The 22,792-nt window shown below is 67.5% G+C and carries 24 protein-coding genes and 1 pseudogene; 10 read left to right on the forward strand and 15 right to left on the reverse strand.

From position 1 onward, the window contains the following. A pseudogene (locus ACAH41_RS18705) lies at window positions 1-174 on the forward strand (tripartite tricarboxylate transporter substrate binding protein BugD); the annotation flags it as partial. Window positions 175-230: 56 nt separating this feature from the next. Here ACAH41_RS18705 and ACAH41_RS18710 read toward each other — a convergent pair. The 7 genes from ACAH41_RS18710 to flgG all read right to left on the reverse strand — a co-directional run bounded on the left by ACAH41_RS18710 (window position 231) and on the right by flgG (window position 8,346). Next, window positions 231-1,427 (reverse strand): HDOD domain-containing protein, encoded by a 1,197-nt coding sequence (locus tag ACAH41_RS18710; protein ID WP_325653255.1) that lies wholly within the window; start codon window positions 1,425-1,427, stop codon window positions 231-233. Between the two features lie 16 nt (window positions 1,428-1,443). Further along, on the reverse strand, window positions 1,444-2,637 hold the full coding sequence (gene flgL, locus ACAH41_RS18715) for a flagellar hook-associated protein FlgL (protein WP_325653253.1): 1,194 nt from the start codon (window positions 2,635-2,637) through the stop codon (window positions 1,444-1,446). A 68-nt stretch (window positions 2,638-2,705) separates the two neighbouring features. Next, window positions 2,706-4,655 carry a flagellar hook-associated protein FlgK gene (flgK, locus tag ACAH41_RS18720; protein WP_325653251.1) on the reverse strand — a complete coding sequence of 650 codons (1,950 nt, stop codon included), beginning with the start codon at window positions 4,653-4,655 and terminating at the stop codon, window positions 2,706-2,708. A 10-nt stretch (window positions 4,656-4,665) separates the two neighbouring features. Further along, a complete protein-coding gene (gene flgJ / locus ACAH41_RS18725) occupies window positions 4,666-5,583 on the reverse strand; it encodes a flagellar assembly peptidoglycan hydrolase FlgJ (RefSeq protein WP_325653250.1) in 918 nt (305 codons plus the stop codon). A gap of 1 nt (window position 5,584) precedes the next feature. Continuing rightward, window positions 5,585-6,712 (reverse strand): flagellar basal body P-ring protein FlgI, encoded by a 1,128-nt coding sequence (locus tag ACAH41_RS18730; protein ID WP_325653249.1) that lies wholly within the window; start codon window positions 6,710-6,712, stop codon window positions 5,585-5,587. A gap of 61 nt (window positions 6,713-6,773) precedes the next feature. Then, complete coding sequence (locus ACAH41_RS18735) at window positions 6,774-7,520, reverse strand: flagellar basal body L-ring protein FlgH (RefSeq protein ID WP_325653247.1); 747 nt, start codon at window positions 7,518-7,520, stop codon at window positions 6,774-6,776. Window positions 7,521-7,563: 43 nt separating this feature from the next. Beyond that, a complete protein-coding gene (gene flgG, locus ACAH41_RS18740) occupies window positions 7,564-8,346 on the reverse strand; it encodes a flagellar basal-body rod protein FlgG (protein WP_325653246.1) in 783 nt (260 codons plus the stop codon). Window positions 8,347-8,558: 212 nt separating this feature from the next. On the opposite strand from flgG, the gene ACAH41_RS18745 reads away from it, so the two are divergent. From ACAH41_RS18745 to ACAH41_RS18755, 3 genes are read left to right on the forward strand one after another with little or no spacing between them, the layout of a single operon-like run. Further along, window positions 8,559-10,058, forward strand: a complete 1,500-nt coding sequence (locus tag ACAH41_RS18745; RefSeq protein ID WP_325653244.1) for a PAS domain S-box protein — start codon at window positions 8,559-8,561, stop codon at window positions 10,056-10,058. A gap of 2 nt (window positions 10,059-10,060) precedes the next feature. Beyond that, window positions 10,061-10,462, forward strand: coding sequence for a response regulator (locus ACAH41_RS18750; protein WP_325653242.1), 402 nt, complete (start codon window positions 10,061-10,063; stop codon window positions 10,460-10,462). Window positions 10,463-10,475: 13 nt separating this feature from the next. Beyond that, on the forward strand, window positions 10,476-12,281 hold the full coding sequence (locus ACAH41_RS18755; RefSeq protein WP_325653238.1) for an ATP-binding protein: 1,806 nt from the start codon (window positions 10,476-10,478) through the stop codon (window positions 12,279-12,281). 13 nt (window positions 12,282-12,294) lie between these two features. On the opposite strand, the gene flgF is transcribed toward ACAH41_RS18755, so the two are convergent. The 5 genes from flgF to flgB form a co-directional block, all read right to left on the reverse strand. Then, window positions 12,295-13,026 carry a flagellar basal-body rod protein FlgF gene (gene flgF, locus ACAH41_RS18760; protein WP_325653236.1) on the reverse strand — a complete coding sequence of 244 codons (732 nt, stop codon included), beginning with the start codon at window positions 13,024-13,026 and terminating at the stop codon, window positions 12,295-12,297. Window positions 13,027-13,045: 19 nt separating this feature from the next. Further along, entirely contained in the window at window positions 13,046-14,308 is a 1,263-nt protein-coding gene (gene flgE / locus ACAH41_RS18765; protein ID WP_325653234.1) for a flagellar hook protein FlgE, read from the reverse strand. A gap of 78 nt (window positions 14,309-14,386) precedes the next feature. After that, on the reverse strand, window positions 14,387-15,040 hold the full coding sequence (locus ACAH41_RS18770; RefSeq protein WP_325653232.1) for a flagellar hook capping FlgD N-terminal domain-containing protein: 654 nt from the start codon (window positions 15,038-15,040) through the stop codon (window positions 14,387-14,389). A 43-nt stretch (window positions 15,041-15,083) separates the two neighbouring features. Next, the gene (gene flgC, locus ACAH41_RS18775; RefSeq protein ID WP_325653230.1) at window positions 15,084-15,533 is read right to left on the reverse strand and encodes a flagellar basal body rod protein FlgC; all 450 of its coding nucleotides are present in this window, start codon (window positions 15,531-15,533) and stop codon (window positions 15,084-15,086) included. 240 nt (window positions 15,534-15,773) lie between these two features. Beyond that, window positions 15,774-16,187 carry a flagellar basal body rod protein FlgB gene (flgB, locus tag ACAH41_RS18780; RefSeq protein WP_325653228.1) on the reverse strand — a complete coding sequence of 138 codons (414 nt, stop codon included), beginning with the start codon at window positions 16,185-16,187 and terminating at the stop codon, window positions 15,774-15,776. Window positions 16,188-16,372: 185 nt separating this feature from the next. Between flgB and flgA the strand changes: the two genes are divergently transcribed. From flgA to ACAH41_RS18810, 6 genes are all read left to right on the forward strand, one after another. Further along, window positions 16,373-17,281 carry a flagellar basal body P-ring formation chaperone FlgA gene (flgA, locus tag ACAH41_RS18785; RefSeq protein WP_325653227.1) on the forward strand — a complete coding sequence of 303 codons (909 nt, stop codon included), beginning with the start codon at window positions 16,373-16,375 and terminating at the stop codon, window positions 17,279-17,281. A 112-nt stretch (window positions 17,282-17,393) separates the two neighbouring features. Beyond that, window positions 17,394-17,693 (forward strand): flagellar biosynthesis anti-sigma factor FlgM, encoded by a 300-nt coding sequence (gene flgM, locus ACAH41_RS18790; RefSeq protein ID WP_141289757.1) that lies wholly within the window; start codon window positions 17,394-17,396, stop codon window positions 17,691-17,693. Between the two features lie 151 nt (window positions 17,694-17,844). Continuing rightward, window positions 17,845-18,243: a hypothetical protein gene (locus ACAH41_RS18795; protein WP_325653225.1), complete on the forward strand. Its 399-nt coding sequence runs from the start codon at window positions 17,845-17,847 to the stop codon at window positions 18,241-18,243. 118 nt (window positions 18,244-18,361) lie between these two features. Beyond that, on the forward strand, window positions 18,362-19,828 hold the full coding sequence (locus ACAH41_RS18800) for a M20/M25/M40 family metallo-hydrolase (RefSeq protein ID WP_325653223.1): 1,467 nt from the start codon (window positions 18,362-18,364) through the stop codon (window positions 19,826-19,828). Window positions 19,829-19,948: 120 nt separating this feature from the next. Continuing rightward, window positions 19,949-20,221 carry a prevent-host-death protein gene (locus ACAH41_RS18805; protein ID WP_325653221.1) on the forward strand — a complete coding sequence of 91 codons (273 nt, stop codon included), beginning with the start codon at window positions 19,949-19,951 and terminating at the stop codon, window positions 20,219-20,221. A gap of 2 nt (window positions 20,222-20,223) precedes the next feature. Beyond that, window positions 20,224-20,634 (forward strand): type II toxin-antitoxin system VapC family toxin, encoded by a 411-nt coding sequence (locus ACAH41_RS18810; RefSeq protein ID WP_325653219.1) that lies wholly within the window; start codon window positions 20,224-20,226, stop codon window positions 20,632-20,634. 128 nt (window positions 20,635-20,762) lie between these two features. On the opposite strand, the gene ACAH41_RS18815 is transcribed toward ACAH41_RS18810, so the two are convergent. The 3 genes from ACAH41_RS18815 to ACAH41_RS18825 all read right to left on the reverse strand — a co-directional run bounded on the left by ACAH41_RS18815 (window position 20,763) and on the right by ACAH41_RS18825 (window position 22,791). Further along, window positions 20,763-20,969 (reverse strand): hypothetical protein, encoded by a 207-nt coding sequence (locus ACAH41_RS18815; protein WP_325653217.1) that lies wholly within the window; start codon window positions 20,967-20,969, stop codon window positions 20,763-20,765. Further along, entirely contained in the window at window positions 20,966-21,346 is a 381-nt protein-coding gene (locus tag ACAH41_RS18820) for a hypothetical protein (protein ID WP_325653215.1), read from the reverse strand. The genes ACAH41_RS18815 and ACAH41_RS18820 overlap by 4 nt, the downstream gene beginning before the upstream one ends. A 65-nt stretch (window positions 21,347-21,411) precedes the next feature. Further along, window positions 21,412-22,791, reverse strand: coding sequence for a copper oxidase (locus tag ACAH41_RS18825; RefSeq protein ID WP_325653214.1), 1,380 nt, complete (start codon window positions 22,789-22,791; stop codon window positions 21,412-21,414). Between the last annotated feature and the right edge of the window lies 1 nt (window position 22,792).

The raw sequence follows: 22,792 nt of genomic DNA on the forward strand, positions 1-22,792 counted from the left end.
GAAGCGCTGCGCGGGGCACTCAAGGATCCGGAACTCATCAAGCGCCAGGAGGCGCTGGGGATCACCGTCGTGTCGGACGCCCGCGTCGAACCGGCGGCGCACAAGAAGTTTGTCGAAGCCGAGGTCGCGCGCTGGGCCAAGGTCATCCAAGCCGCGGGCGCCTACGCGGATTGACGTCCCTTACCCAGCGCGGCACCCTCGAAGGCGCAAGCAAGGCGGACTGCGACAGCTCACTCCGGCTGCATCTGGCGCGACGCGAGCAATGCCTTCCAGGCCGCGCGGTTCACTTCGCCGGCGGACAGCAGCATCTCGCCGGTCGCATCGGTGATGTCGTGCGGCGATTCGGCTTCGATGGCGATGGCCAGGTTCAGGGACTGGCGGTAGGGGCCGTTTTCGCCGACCAGGGTTTGCGCGACGCCTTCGGCGACCGGCAGGCTGGACAGCAGGCGGTCGAAGGGTTGGCCGAGCATGCGGTCCAGCAGCGAGAAGACGCCGCAGATGAAGGCTTCGCTGCGGGCGGATTCGTCGCCCAGCCCGCGGGCCAGGTCTTCCATCAGCAGGCCGCGGCGCACGGCCAGGAACATCAACGGCTTCAGGTCCGGGCTGTCGACCGCGCTGGTCATCAAGAGCGCCAGCCAGCGCTTCAGGCGCTGGTAGCCGAGGATCATGATGGCGTGCTGGAACGAGCTGACCTCGACCGACAGGCCGAAGGCCGGTGAGTTGATCAGGCGCATCAGCTTGAAGGCCAGCGCCGGGTCGCCGCGCAGCACGGCATCGAGCTTGTTGGCCGGCTCCTCGCGGTCCACGCGCTGGATCAGGTCCATCACCACCTGGGCGCTGGCCGGCACATCCTTGCGGGCGACGTTGGCGGCGGGCGCATCGCCCAGCGGCCAGCCTTGCACCGCCAGCGCGCCGCGCTTGAGCGCATCGGCGGCCACGGTGGCCGTCGGCGCCGCGGCAATCACCCAGGGAGTGCTGCGGGCGGGGGCGTTGGCGGGCGCGGGTTGCTGGCGCCGGTCTTCGGCGGCGTCCACGATCACATGCTTGAAGCAGCCTGCCAGGTCCGGCGGCAGCGGGGCCAGCGGGCGGCCCTTGAGCACCAGCACCGAGCCGGTCTTGGCATGGGCGCGCAGCAGTTCGGCGCTGGCCGGATCGGCTGCCATGAAGGCCGGCACCTCCAGCTGGATGTGGGCCGGCGCGGGCCGTTCCAGCAGCGCATGCAGCAGCGGCTCGCTGGTGGGGTTCAGGGCCAGCGGGCCGTTGGTCTCGGGCCAGTCGGCCGCCAGCATGGCCAGCACGCCATCGGCCAGCTCGGCCGGTGCGCCGACCAGCGGGTGCAGCGTGAGACGGGTGATCGCCGGTTGGCGTTTGGCATTGAACAGGGCGCCGTAGGCCAGCACCAGCTGATCGAGCACAGGATGATCCATGACAGTTTTCTTGTTGTCAGCCGTTGATGTAGTTGAACAGGGACAGCTTTTGCATCGACGCGTAGGTCTGCAGCGCAGCAGAGTAGCCGGTCTGCTTGTTCGAGAAGTCCGAGATGGCCTGGGCCATGTCGAGGTCTTCGGCATTCGATTCGGTGGTTTTACTGAAAAGCTTCAAGTCGTCGACGCGGCCCTGCACGCTGTCGATGCGCTTGAGCAGCTCGCCGGTCATGCTGCGGGTGCTTTGCAGGTGATTGGCGACCGAATCGATGTCGCGCAGGCTGGATTGCACCGTCTGCGTGGTCTGCGCAGCGCTGCGCGAAGGCGTCTTCAGCTCGGCCACGGCCTTGTCGAGCACGCTGAAGATGGAGGCGTCCGGCGTCGAGGGCGCAATGTCGAAACTGTCGCCCTGGCCGGGCGTTCCGCTGACGCTCAGCGCCATGCCGTCGACCTGGATCGCCTGGCCCGAGGTGTAGGGCTGGTCGGACAGCACGGCGGTGCCGCCGTCCTTGATGACCGAGTAGGTCGTGGCACCGTTGGCCACGGTGAACTGGATCTGGTACGAAGAGCCGGTGATGGCCGCCGGCGAGGTCACGCGGCCGGCGTCGATCCAGGCGCTGGCGCTGTTGCTGCTGGTGGTGAACACGCCGTTGCCGGTGGGCGCGGCCAGCCAGGTCTGGTTGCCGTCCAGCGTCAGCGGCAGTTGCTCGTCGGACGCGACCTGGGTGGCACCGCCGCTGCCGGTGTAGCCGACGCCACCGGGCTGGTCGATGAACGGGGCCTGGCTGCTGCCCTGGCCAGAAAACACATAGCCGCCGGTGCCGTCGCCGCGGTTGGCCACGGCCAGCAGCTGCTTGCGGATCGCGGCGATCTGGTTGGCGGTGTCGGCACGTTCGGCGTCGCTGTACGACGCATTGCCGGCCGCAACAATCAGTTCGCGCGCCTGCTGCACCAGCTCACCGGCATCGGACAGCGCCGATTCGGTCAGTGTCATCGAGTTGCGGCTGGCGTCGATGGCGCGGGTCGTGGCGTCGGCACGCTGCTCCATCGCCCGGGCGCGCTCGGCGCGGGCGGCGGCGGTCGGGTCGTCGCTGGCTTTCAGCACGCGTTTGCCGCTGGTCATCTGCTCCTGCGCGCGGACCAGTTCGGCCTGGCGCTGCTGCAGGTTTTCCACCGAAGAGGAGAACGCGTAGGCGGTGGTGATGCGGGTCATCGCGGGGCTCCTGCGGCTCGCGCCGCGCGGTCAAGGCAATCGATCATCTGGCAACCATGCCGCAGGGCTCAATGGCCCAGCTGCAGCATGGTGTCGAACACGGTCTGGGCAATCTGCAGCACCTTGGCGGCAGCCTGGTAGGCCTGCTGGAACTGGATCAGCCGCGAGGCCTCTTCGTCCAGGTTCACGCCGGTCTTGGAGGCCAGGGTCTGCGCGGTCTGGTCGGCGGCCGAGGTGGAGATGTTGCTCGCAGCAATCGCACCCTGCACCCGCACGCCGATGTCGGCCATGGCTGCGGCGTAGGCGTCGGTGGCGGTCGCACCGTCGGCAATCGTGCCGTCGGTGCGCTGGAAGCGGCCGACCATGCGCTCGTCGCGCAGCGCAGCAAAAGCCAGCGCGTTGCCGTTGTTGGTCGCCGTGTAGGTGGTGGGCGCCACGCTCATCGAGTCGCCGCTCTTGGGCACGCCATTGAGCTGGACCTCGAAACCGTTGAGCGAGATCGGCTGGCCCGAGACCCAGGCACCGGTGCCGCTGGTGGTGACATTGCCGCTGCTGTCGCGCAGCTCCCAGTTGAAGTCACCGGTGTCGGACGTGAAGCTGACGCTGGCGGTGAGCGAGGGGTCGATCGACTTGTCGGTCACCGTCAGCGAGCTGACGGTGGCGGTGCCGGTGTTGGCGACGTTCATCGTCGCGGTCACCGGCGAGGCGGCGGCGATGCCGTTGACATCGTCCATGATGCGGTCCATGCCGCTGGCAGCGACGCCCACCGGCTGCAGCAGGAAGCGGTCGCCGGTCTGCAGGTCCGGGTTGACGTCGATCTTGAAACCGTCCACGGTATCGCCATTGGCCACCGTGCGGGTCAGGCCGTCGGACAGGCGCTTGAGCGAGTAGTTCCCGCTGCCGTCGGCCCGCATCTCGTAGTCGCTGGCCTGCAGCTGGGTGGCATCCGTCACCGTCAGCTGGACCTGCGCGATGTAGATGCCGCTGCCATCCTTGGCATTGTTGGCATTCGGCTTGGCGCTGGGCGCGCCGATGCTGAACAGCGGCGCACCGGCACCGGCCGGGTTGCCCATGTCGATGCCCAGCGACTGCACCTCGTTGACGCGCGTGCCGAACGCAGCGGCCATCTGGCCAAGCTCGTTGCGCGCATCGACCAGGTCGTCGTTCTGGAACTTCAGCAGGCCGGCCAGCGAACCGCCGGTGATCATGTCTTCGCGCAGCGACAGCGTGTCGCCCGAGCTTTGCAGCGCCAGCGCGCTGCGCGACGGGTCGGCCGGATCGGCCTGCACCGTCACCGTCGAAGCTTCGTTGCCCAGCACCAGGCGCTGGCCGCCGGCGATGAACACGCCCATCGTGCCATCCGTGGCCTTCAGCGTGCTGACCTCGACGATCTCGCTGATCTGCGAGATCAGCTGGTCGCGCTGGTCCAGCAGGTCGTTGGGCTGCTGGGTCACGCCGGCATAGCCCGCGATCTGGTTGTTCAGGTCGGCGACCTTCGCGGCCAGCGTGTTCAGCGTGGAGACCGAGTTGCGCATGTCGGACTGCACGCCCTCCTGCAGCACCCGGATGCGCTCGGCACCGGCCTTGAAGCGGTCGGCCACGTCGGACGCACGCGCCAGCACCACCTGGCGCGCCGAAGCATCGTTGGGCGTGTTGGCCAAGTCGACCATCGAGTTCAGGAAGTCGCCCATGGCATAGCCAATGCCCTGGTTGCCCGACGGAAAGACATCCTGCAGTTGCTGCAGCTGTTCGGAGCGGGTGGCGTCCATGGACTTCAGCGACTGCGCGGCCGCGGCCTGCATGGTCAGGAAGTCGTCGTGGGCACGCTTGACGTTGGTGACGTTGACACCCTTGCCGAAGAAGCCGCGGCCGGTGTACTGGCCCTTCGAGGTCTCGACCTCGGCCTCCTGCCGCGAGTAGCCCGCAACGTTGGCATTGGCAATGTTGTGGCTGGTGACGTCCAACGCCGCCTGAGCGGCGAACATGCCGCGCAACCCGATGCTCATCAAGCCGGACATGGCGCGGGCCTCAGGTCTGCACGCTGCGCTGCAGGCGCAGGGTGGTGTTGATCACGCGGCTGAGCTTTTGCGCATAAGCCGGGTCGGTGGCGTAGCCGGCCTTCTGCAGGCCGTGGGCAAAGCTGTGGGCGTCGCTGCCGGAGGCGACCACGCGCTCGTAGCGCGGGTTGTCCTTCATCAGCTTGGCATAGTCGGCAAAGGATTCGGCATAGCTGCCGTAGGCGCGGAACTTCTGCACCACCTTGTGCGGCTGGCCGTTGCTGTATTCGGTCGTGGTCACGTTGACCGTGTCGCCGGTCCAGTTGCTGCCGGCCTTGATGCCGAACAGGTTGTGGGCCGTGGTCCCGTCCTGGTGGCGGATCTCGTGCTTGCCCCAGCCGGTCTCATGTGCCGCCTGGGCGATCATGAAGGACGCCGGGATGCCGGTGGTGGCTTCGGCCTGTGTCGCGGCTTCGGTGTGCTGGGTCACGAAGTCGGAGGCCGACTGCTGCGGCATGCTGATGGCCGCCTGTGGCCGGGCCAGGCTGGCGGTGGAACGGGCGGCGGCGAGGTTGGCGCTGTCGGGCTTGGCAATCGAAGTCGCGCTGCCGCTGACCTGGCGGTCCAGCTGGCGGGCAATCACGTCGGCCAGGCCACCGGGGCGGCCGGAAAGCTTGGTGGACCATTGCGTGTCCAGCATTTCGGCGCCGAGCTTGGAGGCGTCGTTGTCCATGCTGCTGTCGGACTTGGTGGCCTCGCGCATGCTCTTGAGCAGCTGCTGCATGAACAGCGTCTCGAACTGCTTGGCGGCCTCCTTGACGGCGGCCTTCGGATCCTTGGCCGCGCGGCTCTTCAGCGACTCGACACCGCGCGCATCGCCAAAGCCGGTGCTGGCCACATTGGCCGCACCTGCGTTGGCTCCGAGACCGGTGGTGGCGAGCTTGCTCATGTCAGATGACTTCCAGGTCCGCCTGCAGCGCGCCGGCGGATTTCATGGCCTGCAGGATCGCCAGCAGGTCTTGCGGGGTTGCGCCGAGCGCGTTGAGGGCCTTGACCACGTCGGCCAACTGGGCGCTGGCCGGCAGCTGGATCACGTTGCCGCCCTGCTGGGAGATCGAGATGTCGGTCTTCTCAGTGACCGTGGTCGTGCCACCGGACAGCGCATTGGGCTGGCTCACCGTGGGCGTGGCATTGATGATCACCGACAGGCTGCCATGGGCCACCGCGCAAGGCGCCAGCGAGACGGCCTGGTTCAGCACGATGGAGCCGGTGCGCGGGTTCATCACCACCTTGGCAGCCGGCTTGGCCAGCTCCAGCGGCAGGTTCTCGATGTCGGCCAGGAAGGCCACGCGGTCATTCATGTCCTGCGGCGCACGCACCCGCACCACCCGGCCATCGAGCGCCTGCGCGATGCCAGGGCCCTTGGCGGCATTGATGGCCTGGGCCACCGCGCGGGCGGTGTTGAAGTCGGCCGAATTCACGTCGAGCTGGATCGAGTCGCCCTGCGCCAGCGGCGTGGGCACGGTGCGCTCCACCGTCGCGCCTTCAGGCACGCGGCCACCGCTCAAATGGTTGATCTGCACCTTGGAGCCGCCTTGCGAAGCGCCGGCCCCGCCGACGATCAGGCCGCCTTGCGCCACGGCATAGACCTCGCCATCGGCACCCTTCAGCGGCGTGGCGACCAGCGAGCCGCCGCGCAGGCTCTTGGCATTGCCGATCGACGAGACACTGACGTCGATGTGCTGGCCCGGCTGGGCAAAGGCCGGCAGCGTGGCGGTGACCAGCACCGCGGCAATGTTCTTCAGCTGCATCGAGGTGCCGGGCGGCACCGAGATGCCCATCTGCTGCAGCATCGAGCTGACACCCTGCGCGGTGAACGGCACCTGGGCCGTCTGGTCGCCGGTGCCGTCCAGGCCCACGACCAGGCCGTAGCCGATCAGCTGGTTGCTGCGCACGCCCTGCACCGAGGCGACCTCCTTGATGCGCTGCGCGGCCTGCGCCGGCAGCACCGCACCCACCGCCATGGCCAGGCCGGCGAGCACGACAGCACAGCGGGAAAGGCGGGTGGTCACGGTCATGGTGGCGGGCGTTTGCAAAGCTGACACAAAGCGGGAGGGGTTCGGCCGATTCTGGGCAAACTCAAACCGGCAGAAGGTTCAAGAAGAAGCGCGAGAGCCAGTTAATTCCCTGCGTATCGGCCATCGCGCCGTCGCCCTTGTGCTGCACGCGCACGTTGGCGATCTGCGTGCTGGCGATGGCGTTGCCCGGCAGGATGCTGCGCGGGTCGACCTGGCCAGTGAAGCGCAGCGTGTCCACGTTGTGGTTCACGCCAACCTGCTTCTCGCCGGCGATCAGCAGGTGGCCGTTGGGCAGCACGCCGGTGACGATCGCGGTGATGGTGCCGGAGAAGTCATTGGCGGTGTCGGTCGAGCCCTTGCCGGCGAAGGTGTTGCTGCTGCTGCCGGCGGCATTCACGCCCACCTTGGCCAGCAGGCTGGGGCTGATCAGCGGCAGGCCGCTGAGCGCGCCGGTCACCGCGCCGGTCTTGTCGATGGTGCTGGTGGCCTTCTGGCTGGCCGTGACGCGCTCGCTGATCTGCACCGTCAGCGTGTCGCCCACCATGCGCGCGCGGTGGTCCTCGAACATCGGACGGTAGGCCGCGGCCTGGTAGATCGAGCCGTTGACCGAGCCGGCGGGGCGAGCAGCCACCGGCACCGGCATCTGGGCTTCCCAGGGCGTGGGGCCGCTGGCCGGCATGGAGGGCGCCGTGGCTGTGGGGAACTGCACTTCCGGCGTCGTGTAGACGGTGCTGCAGGCCGCCAGCGCGCCGCAGGACAGCAGGGCGAGCAGCGCCACGGAATGGGAGGAAAAGCGGGCCAGGGTCACGGCAGGTCTCCGGGAAAGGATCAGGCGGATCAGCGCTGCGGCATCACAGCTGCGACAGGCGCTGCAGCATCTGGTCGGAGGTCGACACGGCCTTGGAATTCAGCTCGTAGGCGCGCTGGGTCTGGATCATCGAAACCAGCTCCTCGACCACGTTGACATTGCTCGCTTCGGTGAAGCCCTGCTGCACCGTGCCAAGGCTGTTGGTGCCGCCCGCGCCGGTCGTCGGCGTGCCGGACGAGGCGGTTTCGGTGAACAGGTTCTGCCCGCGTGGCTCCAGGCCGGCCGGGTTGATGAAGTTGGCAATCTGCAGCTGGCCGACGGTGGCCGGCGCGACCTGGCCCGGCGTGGTGACCGAGACCGTGCCATCGGCGGCAATGCTCACCGAGGTGGCATTGGTCGGGATGGTGATGCCGGGCTGCACCAGGTAACCGTTGTTGGTCACCATCTGGCCCTGTGCGTCGAGCTGGAAGGCGCCATCGCGGGTGTAGCCGGTGGTGCCGTCGGGCATCGCCACCTGGAAGAAGCCGTTGCCCTTGATGCCCAGGTCCAGCATGTTGCTGGTCTGCTGCAGCGTGCCCTGGCTGAAGTTGCGCGTGGTGGCCACCGCGCGCGTGCCCAGGCCGACCTGCAGGCCGGTCGGCAGCTGCGTCTGCTCCGAGCTGTTCGAGCCGGTCTGGCGCAGGTTCTGGTACATCAGGTCCTCGAAGCTGGCGTGCGACTGCTTGTAGCCGTTGGTCGCAACGTTCGAGAGGTTGTGGGAGATGTGGTCCAGCTGCATCTGCTGGGCCTCCATCCCGGATTTGGAAATCCAGAGCGATCGAAGCATAGGGCACCCCCGTCAAAGCGGTGAACCGATGATGCGGGGAACTTGAGGGCCGATAGCGCTGGAAAAGCCGGCATAAGCTGTGGCTTTCCTCGCCAGCGAACACCCGGCCTCTGGCGGCCCCGTCCTCTACATGAAGGATGTAACGCAGCCGCGGAAGGCCGCCGCCCTCCGCAGAACTGATCAGAATCGGGCGACCAACAGGAGGAGGCGACTTGCCCATCCCCGAAGACGAACTGCTCAGGCTGATGCTGGGCCATGCGCCGGATGCGCTGATCCTGATCCGGCCAGACGGCGAAGTACTGCGCTGGGCCCAGGGCGCCGAGGCCATCTATGGCCACACCGCGACCGACGCCTGCGGCCAGCGCTTCGAGGCACTGGTGGTGCCGCCGGACCTTCATGCCGATCATGCGCGTCACCTGGACCAGGTGCTGGCGGGCGGTGCCGGTGCATGGGAATCGGTGCGCCAGCGCCGCAATGGCTCGCTGCTGTATGTGGACGTGTCGGCGCGCCGGCTGCTGGGCGGCGCGGGCCAACCGCTGATCGTGGTTGCCGAGAAGGATGTCACGGCCCTGCGGGTTCAGCGCGATGCGCAGCTGATGGAGGCCCGCTACCGTGAGCTGCTTGATTCAACCCCGGACGGCATCGTGATGGCCAATCCCACCGGCCACATTGTCATTGCCAACACCCAGGCCGAACGCCTGTTCGGCTATGCCCCGGGCGAGCTGCGAGGCCGCGTGGTGGACGAACTGCTGCCTTCGCGCTACCGCCGGGCCCACGTGGGCCACCGCTCGCGCTACTTCCTGCAGCCGCGCCAGCGCTCGATGGGCTCGGGGCTTGACCTGGCCGGGCTGCGCAAGGACGGCAGCGAATTCCCGGTCGAGATCAGCCTGAGCCCCTTGCAGGCCGAGGGCCACACCTACGTGATGAGCGCCATCCGCGACATCAGCGAACGCAAGCGCTTCGAGCACGCGCTGCAGGAAAAGAACCAGGAGCTGGCACTGGCCAACGAAGCCAAGGACCGTTTTCTCGCGGGCATGAGCCACGAACTGCGCACACCGCTGAACGCCATCATCGGCTTCACCGGCACGCTGCTGATGAAGCTTCCCGGTCCGCTCAACGCCGAGCAGGAGCAGCAGCTGCGCACCGTGCAGTCCAGCGGGCGGCACCTGCTGGCCCTGATCAACGACCTGCTGGACGTGGCGAAGATCGAGGCCGGCAAGCTCGAGCTTCACCTGAAGCCGGTGGACTGCGGCGAACTGCTGCGGGAGATCGCCGCCACGCTGGCGCCCCAGGCCCGCGCCAAGGGACTGGACTTCGACCTGCAACTGCCAGAGGAGGCCGTGGTGCTGCAAAGCGACCGCCGGGCCCTGCAGCAGATCGTGCTGAACCTGGTGGGCAATGGCATCAAGTTCACCGAAGAAGGCGGCGTGCGGATGACACTGGCGGCTGGTGTGCCTGCACCGCAGGACAGCAGCGGCCACTGGGTCGAGATCCGCGTCGAAGACAGCGGCATCGGCATCGCGCCATCTGACCACGCCAAGCTTTTCGGCGCATTTTCACGCGTCAACCAGAGCCGGCCGGGTGCACCCGACGGTACCGGCCTGGGTTTACACCTGAGCCAACGGCTTGCCGAAGTGCTGGGAGGGCGTATCGTCGTGCAAAGCAAAAGCGACCACGGCAGCCGGTTTTCCTTGCTGCTGCCTGGAGCGTAGAGATGCCTGCGAACATTCTCGTCATCGAAGACAACCCTGCCAACATGGAACTGGTGCGCTACATCCTGACTCACCGCGGTCACACGGTGCTGATGGCGGTCAACGGACAGGAAGGGCTGGCGGTCGCCCAGTCAACCCCGCCGGCACTGATCGTGTGCGACCTGCAGATGCCAGTGCTCGATGGCTACCAGACGCTCACCGCCTTGCGTGCCGATCCACGCACCGCCGCCATTCCGGTGGTGGCGGTGACGGCATTCTCGATGCCCCACGACCGCGAGCGGGTCATCACGGCCGGCTTTGATGGTTACCTCTCCAAGCCCATCGAGCCGGAGCTGTTCGTCGGCCAGATCGAGGCTTACCTGCCGGCTGCGCTGCGGGGCCCTGCCGGGCATCCTGCCTCCTGACCGGGCCTCTGGCATGGCGCTCGTGCTCGTTGTCGATGACCAGGCGTCCAACCGGGACCTGGTTGTCACGCTGCTGCGTTATGCAGGCCATCAGTCCTTAGAGGCGGCGGATGGCCACATGGCGCTTGCACTGGCCCGGGAGAAAGTGCCTGACCTGGTGATCTGCGACCTGCTGATGCCGGCGATGGACGGCTACGAATTCGTCCGTCAGTTGCGGCTGGAACCCACCATCGCCGCCACAAAGATCATCTTCTATACCGCGACCTTCATGGAACAGGAGGCAAGCACCCTGGCCGATGCTTGCGGCGTGACCCATGTCCTGGTGAAGCCCTGCGAGCCGGAGGAAATCCTGCGCGTGGTGGCGGATGCACTGTCCTCTCGGCAAACGGCGACACCGGCCCTCGACATGGAAGACTTTGATCGCGAGCATCTGCGTGTGCTCACAAACAAACTCGCACTGAAGGTCGAAGAGCTGGAGCACACCAACCACCGCATGTCCGCGCTCACCGACCTGAGCCTGCAGCTGGCCTCGGAGCGAGATCCCTACGAGCTGCTCAACAAGGTCTGCCGCGGCGCTCGCGAGCTCACCGGTGCCCGGCGCTCCGTGCTGGCGGCCAGGTACAAGAACGGGACCACCACCACCCACCTGGCCACATGGGGCCTGACACAGGACGAGACGACGCAACTCAGGGCGCAACTGGACCTTGGCGCAGGGCTGCCAGGTCAGGTGATGGAAGACGGCCGGTCCCGGCGCTTCTCCTTCGAGGACGGCCAGACCCCGCTGCCGCCCGGCTTTCCGGCCTGGCAGCACGGCCTGCTGGCACCCATTGTTTCGCTGCACCACAGCTATGGCTGGATCCTGCTGCTCGACAAGCTGGGCGACGGCCCGTTCAGCGCGCAGGACCTGGACCTGCTGGCGATCCACGCAGCCCAGGCCGGGCGGATCTATGAAAACGGCAGCCTCTACAAGCGGGTGCAGCACACGGCCGAACAGCTGGCGCTGGAGATCGTCGAGCGCAAGGCCGCTGCGGCAGAACTGCGCGTTGCCAACGAGACGCTGGAGCTGCGCGTGCAGGAGCGCACCGCGCAGCTGCACGAGATCATCGATGGCCTCGAAAGCTTCACCCGCAGCGTCTCGCACGACCTGCGCGGACCGCTGGGCGGCATTGCCGGCGCAGCCAGGCTGGCCCGAGACTTTGTCGCGCAGCAGCGCCACGACAAGGTCGATCACTTCCTGGAGGTGATCGCCGACCAGGCTGAACAATCCGGCAGGATGGTGGAATCGCTGCTGCACCTTGCGCGCGCCAGCGACATTGCGCTGGCCCGCCAGGACATCGATGCGACGCAGGTCGTGCAGGCCGCACTCGCGCTGCTGCAAGCCCCAGGCGCAGCGCTCCTGCCGGTGCAGATCGAGGCGCTGCCGCAGATCGATGCAGACCCCGACCTGGCCCAGCAGGTGTTTGTCAACCTGATCGGCAATGCGCTCAAATTCACAGCCGGTGCCGGCAGCATGGCCGCTGCGGCCACGGTGGTGATCGGGGCCTTGAAGCACACCGGCGCGCCGGTGCTCTTTGTGCGGGACCAGGGCGTAGGCTTCGATGCCAGCCAGGCGGAACGGTTGTTCAAGCCCTTCCACCGGCTGCATGGTGCGCAGTTCGCCGGCTCGGGTGTCGGCCTGTCCATCGTCAAGCGCATCCTGGACCGGCACGGCGGCCGGGTGTGGGCCGAGAGCTCGCCCGGACAGGGCGCGACCTTCTACGTCAGCTTCGGCCCGCAGGCTGTTGCCGCCGGTGCCGGCGCGCTGCCGGCAGGCGACTGAGCCCGGCCTGCGATCAGCTGCTGCCCAGCAGCCGCGACGCGGCCTGGTCCTGCTTCTCGGAAGTCTGCAGCAGCTTCATCTGGTGCTCGAACTGGCGTGCCGCCGAGATCATCGCGACCATGGTCTCGACCGGGCTGACGTTCGAGCCTTCCAGCGAGCCGCTCTGCACGCGGGCGTTCGGGTCGGCTTCCAGGTCGCCGGTGGCGGCGCGGAACAAGCCGTCTTCGCCGCGCGTGAGCAGGTTGCCGGCTTCCGGCGTCACCAGCTTGAGCTTGCCCACGGCCTGCGGCTTGCCGCCGGGCACGGTGGCCGAAAGCGTGCCGTCGTCGCCGATCTGCACCTCGGCGTTCGGCGGCACCGTGATCGGCCCGCCGTCGCCCATGACCTGAAGGCCGCCACGGGTCACCAGCAAGCCTTCGCTGTTGATTTCCATTGCGCCAGCGCGGGTGTAGGCCTCGGTGCCATCCAAGCCTTGCACGGCCATCCAGGACTGGCCCTTCACCGCCACGTCCAGGTTGCGACCGGTGACTTCCAGCGGCCCCGCGTCGCCCTTGTAGCCAATGGTGGTTTCCAGCGCATAGGCGCGGGTGGAGGCGCCATCGCCGCGCACCGGCACCGAGCGAAACGCCGCCATCTGCTCGCGAAAGCCGGTGGTGTTGACGTTGGCCAGGTTGTGGCTGATCACCTCCTGGCGCTGCATCGCCGCCTTCGCGCCGGACATCGACAGGTAGATCATGCGGTCCATGGCGGGGTCCTAAGTCAGGTTAGCGGAGGTTGACCAGCGTCTGCAGCACCTGGTCCATCGTCTTGATGGTCTGGGCGTTGGCCTGGTAGGCGCGCTGCGCGGTGATCATGTTGACCAGCTCGCCGGTCAGGTCCACGTTGGACTCTTCCAGCGCACCGGCCTGCAGCACGCCAATGTTGCCCACGCCAGGTGTGCCGACCACCGGATCGCCCGAAGCGAAGGTGCGCTGCCAGCCATTGCCGCCCAACGGCTGCAGGCCCTGCATGTTGCGGAAGGTCGCCAGCTCGACCTGGCCTGCCGGCTTGGACTGGCCGTTCGAATAGCGGGCCATGATGACGCCGCTGTCGTCGATGGCGATCGACGACAGCGAACCCGGGGCGTAGCCGGTCTGCGACAGGTTGGTCACCCCGAAGTCCAGGCCGTACTGCGTCGAGCCGGTGAAATTCAGGTCGATGCCGGTGATTGGCAGCGTCTGCGAACCCTGTGAATTCTGCGAAGCCGGAATGTCGAAGCTCAGGCTTTCCGGCGTGGCCGAAGAACCGTCGGACTGGAAGTCCAGTTCGGTCAGCGGTTGCGGGTCGGCGGTGGAGCCGCCGACCGAATCGCCGTTGGCCGTCACGTAGACGTTCCACTTGTCGGTATCGGTCTTCTGGAAGTAGTAGGTCAGCGCCACCGTCTGGCCCTTGGCGTCGTAGACCGTCAGCGAGGTCGCCTTGTTGTAGGTCGAGGCGTCGCTGAAGTCGATGCGCGGCGAGACGCCGGAGCCGGGATCGGTGGTGGCCAGGCGGGAGTCCAGGTTGAACTCCATGTCGATCTGGTCGGTGGTCTTGGGGTTGATGCCGGCGGTGGGCAGCTGCAGCGGCACGGCCAGGCCCGGCTGGATGGTGCCGGTGTTGTCGGCCTGGTAGCCCATCAGCTTCAGGCCCTGGTTGTTGACGATGTTGCCGCTGGAGTCGACCTTGAACTGGCCGTTGCGCGAGTAGGTGACCGGGCTGTGGCCGTCGGTCAGCTGGAAGAAGCCGCCGCCGTTGATCGCCACGTCCATCGGGTTTTCGGTGGCGGTGATGTTGCCCTGGGTGAACTGCTGCGACACCGAGGCCATCTGCACGCCGATGCCCACGTTGTTGGTGCCGGCACCGTTCAGCGCGCTGGCGTACATGTCGGCGAATTCAGCCCGCGAGCCCTTGGCGCCAAAGGTGTTGGCATTGGCGATGTTGTTGCCGATCACGTCCAGGCTCTTGGACATGACGTTCAGACCGGACAGGCCTTGCTGGAAGCTCATGGAATGCTCCTGGGGCAGGAAGAGGAATGGAGAAGGACGGGGCGGAGACGGAAGGAAACGGCCAGTGGCAGCCGTCGATCAGAGGAAGGCCCAGACGGCGTCGTAGGCCACCCGGTCCCCGTTCGAGAGTTCCAGCGCCATCGTGTTGTTGAAGGTGCTGACGGCGGTGATCTTGTCGGTCTGCAGCGGCATTGAATCCACCGCGTTGCCCTTGGCGGTGGCGGTGACCTTGAAGGTCAGCGCCGTGCCTTCGCGCGAGGTCGGCACGTCCCAGTTGAAGTCGTGGCGGCCAGCGTCCAGGTTCTTCAGCGTGACGGTGTCCAGCGTGGCGCCGTCGGCGGTCTGGATTTCGATCTTGACTTCGTCGGCCGCGCTGCTGATCTCGAAGCCCCCGCTGCCGGAACCGGCGGACTGCTTCAGCGAGTTGCCCTCGAAAGCCACTTCGTGACCGACCAGCGCGGCACCCTGCATGGTCTGCAGTTGCAGGAACTGCGAGTTCAGGCCGCTGACGGTGGAATTCAGCGTCTCCAGGCCGGTGACGGTGCTGATCTGCGCCATCTGGCTGGTGACCTGCGCGTTGTCCAGCGGGTTCAGCGGGTCCTGGTTCTGCATCTGCGTGACCAGCAGCTTGAGGAAGCGGTCGGAGGCCTCGCTGCTGGAGGTGCTGTTCAGCCCGTTGGTGGAGCTGGTCTTGCTCGTGCTGTTGGTGCCAGTGGCGGAATCGACGGCCATGAGGGGCTCCTATGAAATCAGGTGGGCAGGGACGGCGTGGGACTCAGCCCTGGCCCATTTGCAGCGTCTTGAGCAGCAGGCTCTTGGCCGTGTTCATGACTTCGATGTTGTTCTGGTACGAGCGCGAGGACGAGATCATGTTGACCATCTCTTCGACCGGGTTCACGTTGCTGTAGGTGACATAGCCCTGCGCATCGGCCTGCGGGTGCGAAGGGTCGTGGACCTTGCGGCCGGCGGTCTGGTCTTCCTGGATGTTGGAGACCCGCACGCCCGCGCTGGCGGTCACGCCGTCATCGGTCTGGCGGCCGCCCGAGACGTTGCCGGAAGCATCCATCAGCACCGTCTGGAACACGACCTGGCGCGCCTTGTAGGGCTGACCGTCCGGGCCGGCGACGGTGTCGACGTTGGCCAGGTTCGATGCCACCACATTCAACCGCTGACTTTGCGCGCTGACCGCGCTGCCGGAGATGTCGAAAACCTTGAACATGCTCATTTGGCGGCTCCTTGCGGCTTGGCGGAAGCGGGGGCGGCAGGCTTGGTCACCGGTGCCATCGGCCAGTCGCTGCCCGTGGGGCGTTGCGGCTGTGGCGAGGGTTGCAGGTTCCAGTGGTTCATGTTTTCCCCTCGTCCGTCGAGTACGCCAGCCGATCCCCCAAGGGGATGCGGGCCGACTTGGGAGCGGCCCGGCACTCGGCCCGCTGAAGAATCGCTTCAAGGATCACGGTCATGCGCCTCAACCCTGGCTCGGACTCTTCATCGCGTCCGAGAGGGACTTGATCTGGCCATTCAGGAACCTCAGCGTGGCTTCGTACTTGACCGAGTTCTCGGCGAAGCTGGCGCGCTCACGGTCCATGTCGACCGAGTTGCCGTCCAGGTTGGTCTGCGAGGCCAATGCGTATTTCAGGCCGGTCTCGCTGGTGGCGCCGGCTGCGGGCTGGATGTGGCCGGCCTGGGTCGCCGCCATGCGGCCGTTCACCGCGGCGCTCCCGGTGGCTTGGCGCAGGGCTTGCGAGAAGTCCATTTCGCGGGCCGTGTAGCCGGGGGTGTCGGCATTGGCAATGTTGCTGGCAATCAGGCGCTGGCGTTCGGCCCGCAGGGACAAGGCCTGGGACTGGAAGTCCATGCTGTCGGTCAAGCGGTTGATCATGCGAACGTCCTTCAGAAGTTGCCGAGGTGAGCCGATAAGCAGGCATGGCTTGCGGCGTGGAGCGATTGTGAAAGTGCGCGCCAGACTCTGAAGGCGCGAAATGGCAGCCACCCGCCCCGCATTTCAGACCGTCCGACAGCGCCCCGCTGCCTACAGTGCAGAACCTGACGCTCCAGGAAACTGCCATGCCAGCCCGAACCCCCGCCCTGCCCCGTACCGCCCGCCGCGCGCTGATGCAGCCGCTGCTGTGCGCTGCGCTGGCCGCGGCCTGGGCCGGCGTGTCAGCTGAAGAGATCGTCATCAACCCCGGCCTGGTGCAGACCTTGCCGCCGAACACCCGCATCATCAAACCGGCTGCCGCCCCGGCGTCCGCCCCCACAACCGCCGCCGCTGCTTCGGCAGCGCCTGCACCCGTGCGCGCCGCAGTGGCGCCGCCGCCGCAGGACGGTGCGCTGGCGTCGTTGGGCAGTGAACTGGGCGGCCGCATCCAGCAACTGGCGCATGACAGCGCAGTGCTGGGCAGCGGCAACAAGAACACCCGCGTGGAGATCGAGGTCGGTGCGCTGGATCCTCGGCTGCGCCTGGCGCCTTGCCAGAAGATCGAACCCTATCTGCCGCCTGGCCTGCCGACCTGGGGCCGCACCCGCATCGGCCTGAAATGCGTGCAAGGCAGCAAGGCCTGGAACGTCAGCCTGCCGCTGACAGTGCACGTCTGGCGGCCCGCCCTGGTGCTGCGAGACGCCTTGCCCGCCGGCACCGTGCTGCTGGCCAGCCACCTGATGGAAGCCGAGGTCGACCTGGCGGCCGGCACCGGCATGCCGGTTGCCGAAGCCAATGGCCTGGTGGGCCGCTCGCTGCAGCGCGGCATGGCCGCCGGCAGTGCGCTGCGCCAGCCGGACCTCAAGGCACGCCAGTGGTTCGCTGCTGGCGAGACAGTGAAGGTCGTGGCCGGCGGTGCAGGCTGGGCCATTGCCACCGAAGCCCAGGCCATGAACCCGGGCATCGAGGGCCAGACCATCCGTGTGCGCACCGAGGCCGGCAAGGTCTTGATGGGCCGCGCGGTGGCCGACCGATTGGTCGAAGTGGCCTTGTGAAAACCCGCTTTTCTCGATTCGAAATGGCTAAAGTCCCGCCAAAGTGTTCCGATACAGCACACACGTGCATCGGATCCCTGGAGTTTCCCCGGGCCAGCAGGAGAGCAACATCATGAAGATCGGTTCCCCCGACAGCCAGCCTGGCATCAGCCAGCTGGTCAACGACCGCAAGGCCGCTGGCACCGACAAAAAATCGGGCAGCGCCGCAGCGGAACCTGTGAGTGCCGAAGTGGCCATTTCGTCCACCGCCAGCGAGCTGCGCAACGCCCCGACCGACGCCACGTTCGACACCGAGAAGGTGCAACGCATGGCGCAAGCCATCCGCGACGGCAAGTTCGAGGTCAACGCCGGCAAGATCGCCGACAAGCTGATCAGCAACGCGCAGGAACTGCTGGGTCGCCAGCCGTCCTGAGGCCGCGCCCGTTCAGCATTTGCCCGGCCTGGTGCGCGGCTTCGCCGCACGCCAGGGCCTGAGCACGACTGCCCCTGCCCTGCCCGTTTTCCGCCGTAAGCCCGCATCGGCCCTGCGCACCCGCGCGGGCCGAGGCTCACCTGCACCCCCGATGCGCCCCAATCCCGCCCCCGTCTCCGCGCCCCGCGACCTGGAAGCCACCCTGGCCGAAGTCGAGGCCCAACTGTCGGCCCTGGGCAATGCCCTGAAGCTGCAGAACGCCCCGGCTGCCGAGGAAGCGGCCGCTGCGCTGCACCGTGCGCTGGCCCAGGCCGTTTCCCGCTTTGGCAATGCCGAGCGCAGCGGCGGCGTGCCGCCCGCGCTGCGCCGCCGGCTGGTGCGCACCAGCGGCCAAGTTGCCGCCCAGCGCGACGCCGTGGCCCGCGCCACCTCCGCGCTGGACCGCGCGATCGACGTGCTGCTGCCCTCCGAGGCACCCGCTGCCTCGGTCTACGGCCAGGGCAGCACCGGCCGCAGCACCGGCCGCAGCAGCGGCCTCGCGCAGGCCTGAACGGCCACCCGCGGGACCACCGGTCCCCGCAGCCCCCAAGCCCGCTTCGGCGGGCTTTGTCGTTTTCGGGCCAGGCTTGGGTAACCTCCGTGGTTTCTCGAAACCGGAACACTCCAAGATGCCTCTCGCGCGTGCCGTCCGCCGGCTGATCCGCCCTTTCCAGTTCACCACCGTGCTGCTGCTGACCTGCGCCACACTGCCGGGCCGGGCCCAGGCACCGTCCGCCCCACCTGAGATCGACCCGGCCGTGCTGGTTCGCATCCGCGACGCTGCGCTGCAAAGCGATTTCGCCTGGCAGCGCCTGGCCAACCTGGCCGACAAGATCGGCCCGCGGCTGGCCGGTTCGCCCGGTGCCGAAGCTGCAGCAGCCCAGGTCGGCGCGGCCATGGCGGCGGCCGGCCTCACGGTGACGCAGCAACCCGTCAAGGTGCCGCACTGGGTGCGCGGCGAAGAACGCGCCGAGCTGGTGGACTACGCCGGCCGTCCGGCCGGCATCACCCAGCGCCTGGTGCTGACCACGCTGGGGGGCTCGGCCGCCACACCAGCCGCTGGCCTCACCGCGCCGGTGCTGCTGGTTCACGGCATGGACGAGTTGGCTGCGCGCGCTTCGGAAGTGCCCGGCAAGATCGTGCTGATCAGCGTGCCGTTCGACCAGCACCTGGCCGACAACGGCATGGCCGACAAGGCCTACGGCCAGGCCGGCGAACCGCGCTTTCGCGGGCCCTCGGTGGCGGCCAAGCTGGGCGCAGCCGCCGTGCTGGTGCGCTCGGTCGGTGCGGCCAACTACCGCCTGCCGCACACCGGCGCCACAGGCTTTGCGCCCGGCGTGCAGCCGCTGCCCGCCGCCGCGCTGAGCGCCGAAGACGCAATGCTGATCGAGCGCCTGTCCGCCGAAGGCCCGGTGACGATGAAGCTGCTGCTGACCCCGCGCACGCTGCCCGACGCCGATGGCCACAACGTGCTGGCCGACCTGCCCGGCCGCGAGCACCCGGAAGAATTCGTGATCGTCTCCGGCCACCTGGACAGCTGGGACCTGGGCACTGGCGCGATGGACGACGGCATGGGCGTGGCCGCGGCGATGGGCGCGGTGCAGGTGCTGAAGTCGCTCGGCCTCGCGCCGCGTCGCACGGTGCGCATGGTGGCCTGGGCCAACGAGGAAAACGGCGCCCGCGGCGGCAAGGCCTATTTCGAGTCGGTCAAGGGCAAGCTGTCCACGCAGACTGCAGCCATCGAAAGCGACTTCGGCCTCGGCGACCCGCTGGGCTTTTTCGGCGCCGTCAGCGAAGCCGAGCTCAAGCGCCTGGCACCGGTCGCGCAGGTGCTGCGCAGCATCGGCGCAGGCGTGATGACGACCCGCGCCGGCGAGGCAGGCACCGACATCGAACCGCTGCAGCAGGCCGGCGTGCCCGGCTTCGCGCCGCTGGTCGACACCCGCCACTACTTCGACTACCACCACACCGCCGCCGACACCCTGGACAAGGTCGACCCGCAAGCCCTGCGCAAGCAGGTCGCGCTGCTGGCGGTGCTGAGCTATGCCCTGGCGGAGATGAAGGCGCCGCTGGCGCGCGTGCCGGCGGGTCATTGAACCAAACGTTGCCATCCAACCGGCCGAAACGCACGACCGCAGCATGCCATCGGTTTGCGCCCACGGGACCAGTGTCATAACATACTGACATCCGTCAAGCCTCCCCGCAGGAGTCAACCCATGCCAAAACCGATCACGACCATCCCGGCGCGCCAGTTCGCACGCGATCTGGCCGGCGCCAAGCGGGCGGCCGACATGGGCCCGGTGCTGATCACCGACCGCGGCCATCCTGCCTACGCCTTGCTGCGCATCGACGACTTCTACGCGCTCGGCGGCGAGCGTCAACCCAGTCGCAGCCTGCTGGCGCTCATGGACGGGCTGCCAGAGACGGCCGGGATTGACTTCGAGCCTCCGCGCCTGATCGACCAGCCTGTGGCGGCCGATCTGGACTGAACATGTTCCTGCTCGACACGAACGTCGTCTCCGAGCTGCGGACGGGCAAGAAGCAACCCTCGGCCACGGTGCGCAGTTGGGCGGCGAGCTTGCCGGCAGAGCAGTTCTATCTGTCGGCCGTCGTGCTGCTGGAGCTGTGGCTGGGCTACGAGCTCAAGGCGCGCACCGACGCAGCGCAGGCAGCCGGTCTCAAGGCATGGATCGAAGGGCTGGAAGCTGCCTATGACGGTCGAACGCTGCCCTTCACAGCGCGCGGCGCGCGACTGTGCGCGCCTATGCACGTCCCCAATCCGCGCGCTTGGCGCGACTCCGTGATCGCAGCGACTGCGCTCGAGCACGGCATGACGCTCGTCACCCGCAACGTGCGGGACTTTGCCGGAACCGGCGTGCGACTCATCGATCCATTCGTTTGATGTTTGGAACAGCCGCTGGCACGCAGCCTCGCCAGCCGCTGACGCAACACTCGGTTTCAACCCGCGCCTAGCCGCGCTGGTTCTGTCAGCCACCGCGGCGCCTTGCGCGCCCGTCACGTACACCAGGATCAACCCAAAGCAGCACGCGCCTCACGCCACACCAGCAACAACGCCATCGAATCGTCTGGCTGCGTGGCAAAGATAGGCACGCCAGGCGGCAGAACAACCCACGCTGGCGCGCTGCGGGATTTGACTTCAGGGCCTTCCCAATTGCCGTCGAGGGTCTCGCGACACCTTTCCGGCAATCTCAGGTCGGGCTTGGTGATGTGGGTCAAAGGATCGCGTCGATTCCAGCCGGCAACTTGCCCTTGCTGACGGCGGTCTCTTCCATGGCCGCAAGCCAGCGCGCATCATGTTCACTGCAGAGGAACCCGCGCAGTTGGTGCAGCAGCACCGTGGCATGAGTCCAGGAGATTTCGACCGGGTTGATGGCTTGCCATTCGTCCCTGCCAGGCTCGTGAAACCGAAAGCGCTCGAAGACGACCGGCTTCGCATAGCCCAAGCGGATGAACTCGTTATTCGGGCCTCGCGCCGACAGAAGGTCGAAGTGAAGGGCGTACTTTGCACCGTTGGTGCCCTGGAAAATGGTCAACAGCGAGCCGCCGTTGCGCATCATCTCGGCACTCAGGAGGGCGGCAATGGCAGGCAGCATGGGGCAGTCACAGGGTAGCGGCGGAGCCGGGATTCTGGCCCGTGACCAACGCCCTACGCCGATGCTCAGTGCCCGCCGTGCCCCTCATGCCCCATCGGCTTCCGCACTTCCGGCATGTTGGCTTCCGCAGGTGGCGCTGCGGCGCGCACCGGCGCTGGCAGCTCGCCTGTGTATTCCTTCGCCAGCGTACCGGCCGGGTGCTTGAACCAGCCGGGGTCGCGGTAGTCACCGGGTTTCTGGTCGTCGCGCACTTTCAGCACGCTGAACATGCCGCCCATGCCGATGGCGCCGAAGGGGCCTTGGGCGGTCATCATGGGCAGGGTGTTGTCGGGCAGCGGCATTTCCATTTCGGTCATCTCGTGCATGCCCTTGTCGCCCATTTGCATGTAGTCCGGCAGCAGGCGGATGATCTTCTCGGTGGCGGCGCGCTGGTCCACGCCGATCATCGTGGGCACGTCGTGGCCCATCGCGTTCATGGTGTGGTGGGACTTGTGGCAGTGCAATGACCAGTCGCCGGCCACGGCGTTGAACTCCAGCGCGCGCATCTGGCCAACGGCCACATCGGTCGTCACTTCCGGCCAGCGCGCCGCAGGTGGCACCCAGCCGCCGTCCGTGCCGGTGACTTCGAAGCGGTGGCCGTGCAGGTGCATCGGGTGGTTGGTCATCGTCAGGTTGCCGACGCGGATGCGCACGCGGTCGCCGGTGCGGGCGACCAGCGGGTCGATGCCGGGGAAGACGCGGCTGTTCCAGGTCCAGAGGTTGAAGTCCAGCATGGTGTTGACGCTGGGCGTGGCGGCGCCGGGCTGGATGTCATAAGCCGCCAGCAGGAAGGCGAAGTCGCGGTCCACGCGGTGCTGGCGCGGGTCTTTCGGGTGCACGATGAACAGGCCCATCATGCCCATCGCCATCTGCAGCATTTCGTCTGCATGCGGGTGGTACATGTAGGTACCTGAATTATCCACGACGAACTCATAGACCCAGCTCTTGCCGGGCGCGATGGCCGGCTGCGTGAGCCCCGTCACGCCGTCCATGCCCGAAGGGATGATCAGGCCATGCCAGTGCGTGCTGGTGGGCTCGGGCAGGCGGTTGGTAACGAAGATGCGCACGCGGTCGCCTTCAACGGCCTCGATGGTCGGACCCGGGCTGGTGCCGTTGTAGCCCCACAGCCTGGCCTTCATGCCGGGCGCGAATTCGCGCACCACCGGCTCGGCCACCAGGTGGAATTCCTTGACGTTGCCTTTCAAGCGCCAGGGCAAGGACCAGCCGTTGAGCGTGACCACCGGGTTGAACGGCCGGCCATTGGGCGGCAGCGGCGGCGGCTGGGTGGCGGCAGACGGCGCCTCGGTGGCTTCGGGGACTGCCGCCACGGCAGCGCGGCTGACGGCTGCGGCGCCCACGGCGGTGGCGCCGGCGGCACGCAGGAAGTTTCGGCGGGAAGAAGTCATG

It is taken from the genome of Ideonella sp. (assembly GCF_041287625.1).
In the GTDB taxonomy this organism is placed as follows: domain Bacteria; phylum Pseudomonadota; class Gammaproteobacteria; order Burkholderiales; family Burkholderiaceae_C; genus Ideonella.

Coding starts and splice junctions, on each gene's coding strand:
- ACAH41_RS18710 (WP_325653255.1), bottom strand. CDS start 1,427: ATGGATCATCCTGTGCTCGATCAGCTGGTGCTGGCCTACGGCGCCCTG.
- flgL (WP_325653253.1), bottom strand. CDS start 2,637: ATGACCCGCATCACCACCGCCTACGCGTTCTCCTCTTCGGTGGAAAAC.
- flgK (WP_325653251.1), bottom strand. CDS start 4,655: ATGTCCGGCTTGATGAGCATCGGGTTGCGCGGCATGTTCGCCGCTCAG.
- flgJ (WP_325653250.1), bottom strand. CDS start 5,583: ATGAGCAAGCTCGCCACCACCGGTCTCGGAGCCAACGCAGGTGCGGCC.
- ACAH41_RS18730 (WP_325653249.1), bottom strand. CDS start 6,712: ATGACCGTGACCACCCGCCTTTCCCGCTGTGCTGTCGTGCTCGCCGGC.
- flgG (WP_325653246.1), bottom strand. CDS start 8,346: ATGCTTCGATCGCTCTGGATTTCCAAATCCGGGATGGAGGCCCAGCAG.
- ACAH41_RS18750 (WP_325653242.1), top strand. CDS start 10,061: ATGCCTGCGAACATTCTCGTCATCGAAGACAACCCTGCCAACATGGAA.
- ACAH41_RS18755 (WP_325653238.1), top strand. CDS start 10,476: ATGGCGCTCGTGCTCGTTGTCGATGACCAGGCGTCCAACCGGGACCTG.
- flgF (WP_325653236.1), bottom strand. CDS start 13,026: ATGGACCGCATGATCTACCTGTCGATGTCCGGCGCGAAGGCGGCGATG.
- flgE (WP_325653234.1), bottom strand. CDS start 14,308: ATGAGCTTCCAGCAAGGCCTGTCCGGTCTGAACGTCATGTCCAAGAGC.
- ACAH41_RS18770 (WP_325653232.1), bottom strand. CDS start 15,040: ATGGCCGTCGATTCCGCCACTGGCACCAACAGCACGAGCAAGACCAGC.
- flgC (WP_325653230.1), bottom strand. CDS start 15,533: ATGAGCATGTTCAAGGTTTTCGACATCTCCGGCAGCGCGGTCAGCGCG.
- flgB (WP_325653228.1), bottom strand. CDS start 16,187: ATGATCAACCGCTTGACCGACAGCATGGACTTCCAGTCCCAGGCCTTG.
- flgA (WP_325653227.1), top strand. CDS start 16,373: ATGCCAGCCCGAACCCCCGCCCTGCCCCGTACCGCCCGCCGCGCGCTG.
- flgM (WP_141289757.1), top strand. CDS start 17,394: ATGAAGATCGGTTCCCCCGACAGCCAGCCTGGCATCAGCCAGCTGGTC.
- ACAH41_RS18795 (WP_325653225.1), top strand. CDS start 17,845: ATGCGCCCCAATCCCGCCCCCGTCTCCGCGCCCCGCGACCTGGAAGCC.
- ACAH41_RS18800 (WP_325653223.1), top strand. CDS start 18,362: ATGCCTCTCGCGCGTGCCGTCCGCCGGCTGATCCGCCCTTTCCAGTTC.
- ACAH41_RS18805 (WP_325653221.1), top strand. CDS start 19,949: ATGCCAAAACCGATCACGACCATCCCGGCGCGCCAGTTCGCACGCGAT.
- ACAH41_RS18810 (WP_325653219.1), top strand. CDS start 20,224: ATGTTCCTGCTCGACACGAACGTCGTCTCCGAGCTGCGGACGGGCAAG.
- ACAH41_RS18820 (WP_325653215.1), bottom strand. CDS start 21,346: ATGCTGCCTGCCATTGCCGCCCTCCTGAGTGCCGAGATGATGCGCAAC.
- ACAH41_RS18825 (WP_325653214.1), bottom strand. CDS start 22,791: ATGACTTCTTCCCGCCGAAACTTCCTGCGTGCCGCCGGCGCCACCGCC.